Genomic DNA, 5801 nt, shown 5'->3' on the forward strand with positions numbered 1-5801 from the left:
TTCGGCCGGACCAGAACCAGCCACCTTGCCCGACTCGAACTCGCCACCTGAAAACGGCCTTACACCCCACTCCAGGCATTTCCCAACGGAGTCCTTCAGGGCCGAGAAGCTGACGCATGAACCCCGACCCGCGTCGACGTCGAGGTTGTCATCGGCGTCGACACCCACAAGCATGTTCACGTCGCCGTCGCCCTGGACGACATCGGCGGCCGCCTTGACGCCCGCTCGTTTCCCGCCGACAAAGGCGGCTACGAGCAGTTGTTCGATTGGGCCGCCGGCTTCGGCGCCAAGAAGCTCATCTTCGCGATCGAGGTCACCGGCTCCTACGGGGCAGGGTTGATCTCCGCCGTCCGACGGCGTGGTCTCGGGGTGATCGAGGTCCTGCGCACCGACCGCCGGGATCGGCGGCTACGTGGCAAGAGCGACACCCTCGACGCCGAGAACGCCGCCCGCTCGGTGCTGGCCGGCAACTCCACCAGCGTCCCGAAGACCAACGACGGCACGGTGGAGATGATCCGCCAAATCAAGGTTGCCAAAGACCCCTGACGAAGATGGCCCTGATCGAGCGGTGCGCCGGCCTGCGTCCCGGCCCGGTCACTACCGTGCTCGCCGCGACCAAGCACACGCTGCGCTCCATCGCACGTCGCTGGCAGCAGCTCAACGACGAGATCAAAACCCACGAGGCGCTGCTGGGGAACTTACCGGCCAGCTCGTGCCGTAGTTGGTCGCCGCCTTCGGCGTCGGCGCCGCCACCGCAGCCGAGATGCCTGCTGGGCCCCCGTACTGGACGCACCCATCTACGACGGGCCCCGCGCACAGACGACCCTGGAATGCTGGCACCAGGTCCATGACCTGCTCGACCAGGGCGTCGGCCTGCTCGAATCCGCCCGCCGTCTGCAGCTGGCCCTGAACACCGTCAAACGCTACGCGCGAGCCGACCGGCCCGAGCGGATGCTCCGCGTCCCCAAGTACCGTGCCAGCCTCGTCGACCCCTACCGCGAGCACCTACGCACACGTCGGGGCGAGGACCCCGGCGTCCCCGTCGCGCACCTCTTCGAAGAGATCAAGGCCCTCGGCTACGAGGGTTGCCTCAACCTCCTGCACAAGTACATCACCAGGGCCGCGCGGACGCCGACCGCAGCCACATCTCCCCGCGCCGGGTCGCGCGGATGGACCTCGACGCATGCGAAGTTGCGCAGGCGCCTGCAGGCGAAGTAGTTCTTGCGGGTGATGCGCTGTACGTCGTCTCCAAAGGCGTTGAGCGAGGCGTCGAGGTCGGCGTAGAGGTTTGCAAGGGCTCTGGTGCCTGCTCCAGGTATTGGCTGACTGTCTTGTCCTGCATTGATCCCGATCGCGCGCGTTTCTCGCCGGCGGTCTGAGTCCGAGCAGTCGGTTCACGCAACGGCTTGCTGGCCACCGCTGTCACGAGTCGCGGCATCACCGTGCTGGAACGGCGCGAACACGCCCAGCGCGACGAACAGGTCGCCGCAGTGCGCTGCCTCCTGGTCAACGAACCCGGATAGGGAATCAGTCGGAGCGGATCACAGCTGGTCCATCAGGCCTTCCGCTATGGTCCGGGCGTGTCGAAGACGCCTTTGCTCGCCTTCCAGCCCGGCACGGGCCATCGCGCCTTCCAGGAGGAAAGACAGGTGCTCGGCCAGTGCGCGGGCCTGCCGGGGTTGGTCGGGTAACAGCTGGTCGAGGTGTCCGGCAAGCAGATCTTCGACGTGTTCCTTGTGCTGGCGCACGGTGGTGCGGCCTTGGTCGCCTACCGGTAGTTCGGCGGCTGCGTTCAGCAGGCCGCATCCACGGAAGCCGTGTTCGTAGGCGGTGGCGGCGTGGTCGGTGTAGGCGTCGAAGACCGCCAGCACGCCGCTGCGGGCGTCGGACGCCTGTTCCAGTCGCCGTCGGTACAGATCCAGCCACTCCTCGTGCCGGACGTCGAGGTACGCCTGCACCAGGTCGGCCTTGGAGGAGAAGTTGTTGTACAAGCTCATCTTCGCCACACCTGCCTCGGCCGTGATCGTGTCGATCCCGGTCGCGGAAACCCCGTGGACGTAGAACAGGCGGGCCGCGGCAGACAGCAGTCGCTGGCGGGCCTTCCCGCCCTTCGCCGGCCCGGGAGCTGCACCGCCCATCGAGACTCCCGTCACTAGGTAGATCGGTCTACCTAGCATTATAGGGAGGTGTCGCCTAGCCTGGCGGCATGGTTTCGGATCAGGTGCGTACGGTCGACTATCACACCGCCGGAGAGCCGTTCCGGATCGTGCCGGAACCGCCGGTGGCGCTGCCGGGAGTCACGGTGGCCGACCGTCGTATCCAGGCTCTGAGCAGTGTTTCTGCCCGCAGCCTCCGGGAACTGCTCTGCTTCGAGCCCCGCGGTCACGCGGACATGTACGGCGGATTCGTCGTGCCCGCGGACGACGACGGCGCCCATCTGGGTGTGCTGTTCTGGCACAAGGACGGATTCTCCACCGCCTGCGGACACGGCACCATCGCCCTCGGTGTATGGGCCGTGGACGCCCAACTGGTCCAGGCCCCCACGCACGGCAGCGTCGACGTGGTCATCGACGTTCCATCGGGCCGGGTCACCGCCCGCGTGCACCGTAACAACGGGCGCACGGTCGCCGTCGACTTCGTCAACGTGCCCAGCTACGTCATCGCCCGCAACATCGCGCTGAGCACCTCACGAGGCGAGGTCACCGTGACCGTCAGCTACGGCGGAGCCCTCTACGCCAACATCGACGCCACCAGTGTCGGTCTGACCGTGGACCCGTCGCACTACGGCGACCTCATCGCACTGGGCCGCGAAATCAAATGGGCGCTCAACGACAGTGAGCACGCCGTGCATCCCAGCGATCCGCGCCTCAGCGGGATCTACGGCACCATCCTGTACCAGGAACTCGACTCGACCGACGGCCACGTCCATCAGCGCAACGTCACCGTGTTCGCCGACGGCGAGGTCGACCGCTCACCGTGCGGATCCGGGACCTGCGCCCGGCTGGCCGTCCTGGCCGACGAGGGCCGCGTAGCTGTCAACGGACCGGAGCTTCGCCACGAGTCGATCGTCGGCACACGGTTCACCGGAACCATCGTGGCCACCACCACCGCTGACGGCCGCCCGGCCGTCGTACCGCAGGTCACCGGCATGGCCTACCGGACCGGTGAGCACACGTTCATCGTCGACCCCGCCGACCCGCTCGTCCCCGGGTTCGTGCTCCGGTGACCGCCCCGCTGATTCTCGGCGGCGATGCCGTACGCGCCGCCTGCAGCCCTGTCGAGGCGGTCGAGGCGATCACGGCTGCCCTCGTCGGCGGGCTGGACCCGGCGGCGGACCTGCCTCGCCAGGCGGTTCCTCTGCGCGCGGGTGAGTTCCTGCTCATGCCCTCGGAAGGTGCCCGCTCGGGCACACATGTAGGGATCAAGGTAGCGACCGTGGCACCCGGCAACCCCACCCGTGGCCTTCCGCGCATCCAGGCGTCCTATCTGCTTTTCGACGCTGAAACGCTCACCCTCATCGCCGTGCTGGACGGCACGACGCTGACCGCGCTGCGTACGCCCGCGGTGTCCGTGGCGGCCGTCCGCCCGCGGCTGCTGGCCACGTCCGGCCCACTAACGGTGGCCGTGTTCGGTGCCGGACCCCAGGCGCGCGGGCACGTCGAAACTCTGACCGCGACTCTGACACCGCACCGGCAGATCACGAGCGTGACTCACCTGGTCCGCAACACCAGCCGGGCCACGACTGACGGCGCCGACGTCGTCGCTGTCGACGATGTGCAGGCTGACGATGTGCTGCGTGCGGCTGACGTCATCGTGTGCGCCACCTCGGCCCGGGCACCCTTGTTCGACGCCGGCCTGGTCCGCGACACCGCCGTCGTCATCGCGGTGGGCTCGCACGAACCCGACGCTCGAGAGGTCCCCGGCGCGCTGTGTGGCCGGGCGACGGTCGTTGTCGAAGACGTCGTCACCGCGCTCCGCGAAGCCGGCGACGTCTGCCTGGCGATCAAGGAAGACGCCCTGCAGGCCCGGGACCTGCTGCCGATGCGCGAAGTCGTCACCGGGCAGATCCGTCCCGCACCCGGCCGGCCTCTGCTGTTCAAGAGCGTCGGCATGTCCTGGCAAGACCTCGCCGTCGCTGAGGCCGTCCTGTCCAAGGTCGGATGACCACGGGGCGGCGGAGTTCGCGGCTCGGGCTGCTGCAGGTCTGCGCCGCCGGAGTGTTGTGGGGCACCGGTGGTCTGGCGGTCACCGTCCTGCACCAGCGTGACGGCCTCGGAGCGATGACCGTCAGCGCCTGGCGGATGCTACTCGCGGCCATCACGCTGGTGGGGTTCGCCGTCGTAGCACGACGGTCGAAAGCCGTGCTGACGATGATGCGCGCCCACCCTGTTCGGACAGTAGTGGTGGGCTGCGGCACCGCCGCCTATCAGGGTCTCTACTTCGTATCGGTGCTGCTGGTCGGCGTGAGCGTGGCGACCGTGATCTCGCTGGGCCTAGCTCCGATTCTGGCCGCGATCTGGGAGCACCTGCGGGCCCGCACCCAGCCATCACCCCGACAGGCAGGTGTGCTGTTGGCAGCGCTGACCGGGCTGGTGCTCATCAGCGTGACCGCCGGCCACGGATCGGCGGCACCCGTCAACTCCCCGTACCTGGGTCTGCTCCTGGCCGTGGCCGCCGGCACTATCTACGCGGCCACGACAGTCCTGGGACACACCCTCGCGCAGCGGGCCGACCCCGTGGCCTTGACCACCTGCACCACAGCGGCCGGCGCCGTCACTCTCGCACCCTTCCTGGTAGCCGCCACGATCAGCAACCAGCCGCTCATCGGCACCAGCCCTGCATCACTGGCGCTGCTCGCCTACCTTGGCATCGCGACCATGGCGCTCGCCTACGGCCTGCTCTACGCCGGTCTGCGCACCACCTCCGGATCGGCGGCAACCGTCGCGACACTGCTCGAACCAGTGTCCGCAGCCCTTCTCGCCGCTGCTCTCCTCGGCGAACGCCTTCCCTGGCCCGCCATACTGGGTGGAGCGTTGATCCTGGCCGCAGTAGCCGCACTACGCCCCACTGAGGAACCTCCGCTCCAGTCTTGAAGAAAATTCCGCGTAGGCCGCCACCAGCGGCCCAAAGGAGTGAGGCGTGAGCGGCACTGCCGTGGGGAAGTGGAGCTGGATGCCGCCCGGGTTGTTGGCGGCGCGATAGGGATTTCGCCGGCGGACCTTATCGAAGCAGCGTTGGCTCGTCCGCTGCCGCGTAGTGGATTCGCGGCCTAGGGTTTGCCGACGCAAGATTTCCCGTGACGGAGGACGAGGATCTCCACATCCTTGGCCGCGCTGCTGCTTCGGAAGAGGGCCAGCCAGCCGGTGATGCGACACAGCACGAGGTACAGCAGACGCAGCGACGCAAGACGATCATTCCCGGCGCCGCAGACCACCGCCTTCGCGGGCGATGTCTGAGTTTCTGCGCTCTTCCACTTAAGCGTCATCATTGATACATATGCCTGGTTGGTGCCGGCGTCCCTTGGCCGCCGTCAGTCGACTTGGTGGTGCTGACGGCTGTGCATCCGGGAGCCGCGCCTCTGCCCATTCGTTCCCGTTTCGTGTACTGGCTACTGGCTACTGGCTACTGGCACATGCCTGGCACGCCGCCGTCCTGTCCGTAGTTAAACCATTGCCAGGTTCGGCAACGTCCGCGGAGAGGGAGAGCCCAGTGGCGTCCCTGATAGTGGTGTAACGCGGTTGGCGTGATCGCCGGACAACTCGTCCGGCATAGAGCGCGGCCATCGCGTGATCTTTCGAGTG

General features: G+C 67.7%; 6 protein-coding genes and 1 pseudogene. 5 read left to right on the forward strand and 2 right to left on the reverse strand.

Annotated features, from left to right (window positions below):
* The coding region (locus AB0C02_RS33225; protein ID WP_357553180.1) for a hypothetical protein at positions 1-180 on the reverse strand (180 nt) is incomplete at its 3' end.
* A 21-nt stretch (positions 181-201) separates the two neighbouring features.
* On the opposite strand from AB0C02_RS33225, the gene AB0C02_RS33230 reads away from it, so the two are divergent.
* Entirely contained in the window at positions 202-546 is a 345-nt protein-coding gene (locus tag AB0C02_RS33230) for a transposase (RefSeq protein WP_357553185.1), read from the forward strand.
* Between the two features lie 222 nt (positions 547-768).
* Positions 769-1172: pseudogene (locus AB0C02_RS33235) on the forward strand (ISL3 family transposase); the annotation flags it as partial.
* 369 nt (positions 1173-1541) lie between these two features.
* Here the strand turns inward: AB0C02_RS33235 and AB0C02_RS33240 are convergent.
* Entirely contained in the window at positions 1542-2153 is a 612-nt protein-coding gene (locus AB0C02_RS33240) for a TetR/AcrR family transcriptional regulator (protein ID WP_357553181.1), read from the reverse strand.
* A 53-nt stretch (positions 2154-2206) separates the two neighbouring features.
* Here AB0C02_RS33240 and AB0C02_RS33245 point away from each other — a divergent pair, with 53 nt between their 5' ends.
* Genes AB0C02_RS33245 through AB0C02_RS33255 form a run of 3 tightly spaced genes read left to right on the forward strand, consistent with a single transcriptional unit; the run spans position 2207 to position 5093 of the window.
* Positions 2207-3226, forward strand: a complete 1020-nt coding sequence (locus tag AB0C02_RS33245; RefSeq protein ID WP_357553182.1) for a proline racemase family protein — start codon at positions 2207-2209, stop codon at positions 3224-3226.
* On the forward strand, positions 3223-4164 hold the full coding sequence (locus AB0C02_RS33250) for an ornithine cyclodeaminase family protein (protein ID WP_357553183.1): 942 nt from the start codon (positions 3223-3225) through the stop codon (positions 4162-4164). The genes AB0C02_RS33245 and AB0C02_RS33250 overlap by 4 nt, the downstream gene beginning before the upstream one ends.
* Complete coding sequence (locus AB0C02_RS33255; RefSeq protein ID WP_357553184.1) at positions 4161-5093, forward strand: DMT family transporter; 933 nt, start codon at positions 4161-4163, stop codon at positions 5091-5093. Before AB0C02_RS33250 ends, AB0C02_RS33255 begins: the two co-directional genes overlap by 4 nt.
* Positions 5094-5801 lie beyond the last annotated feature (708 nt).

The sequence above is a fragment of the Micromonospora sp. NPDC048999 genome (assembly GCF_040649295.1).
Classification (GTDB): Bacteria; Actinomycetota; Actinomycetes; order Mycobacteriales; family Micromonosporaceae; genus Micromonospora.

What these genes read in the sequence shown, in the direction of transcription:
- AB0C02_RS33245 (WP_357553182.1), top strand. Translation starts at nt 2,207, where the DNA reads ATGGTTTCGGATCAGGTGCGTACGGTCGACTATCACACCGCCGGAGAG.
- AB0C02_RS33255 (WP_357553184.1), top strand. Translation starts at nt 4,161, where the DNA reads ATGACCACGGGGCGGCGGAGTTCGCGGCTCGGGCTGCTGCAGGTCTGC.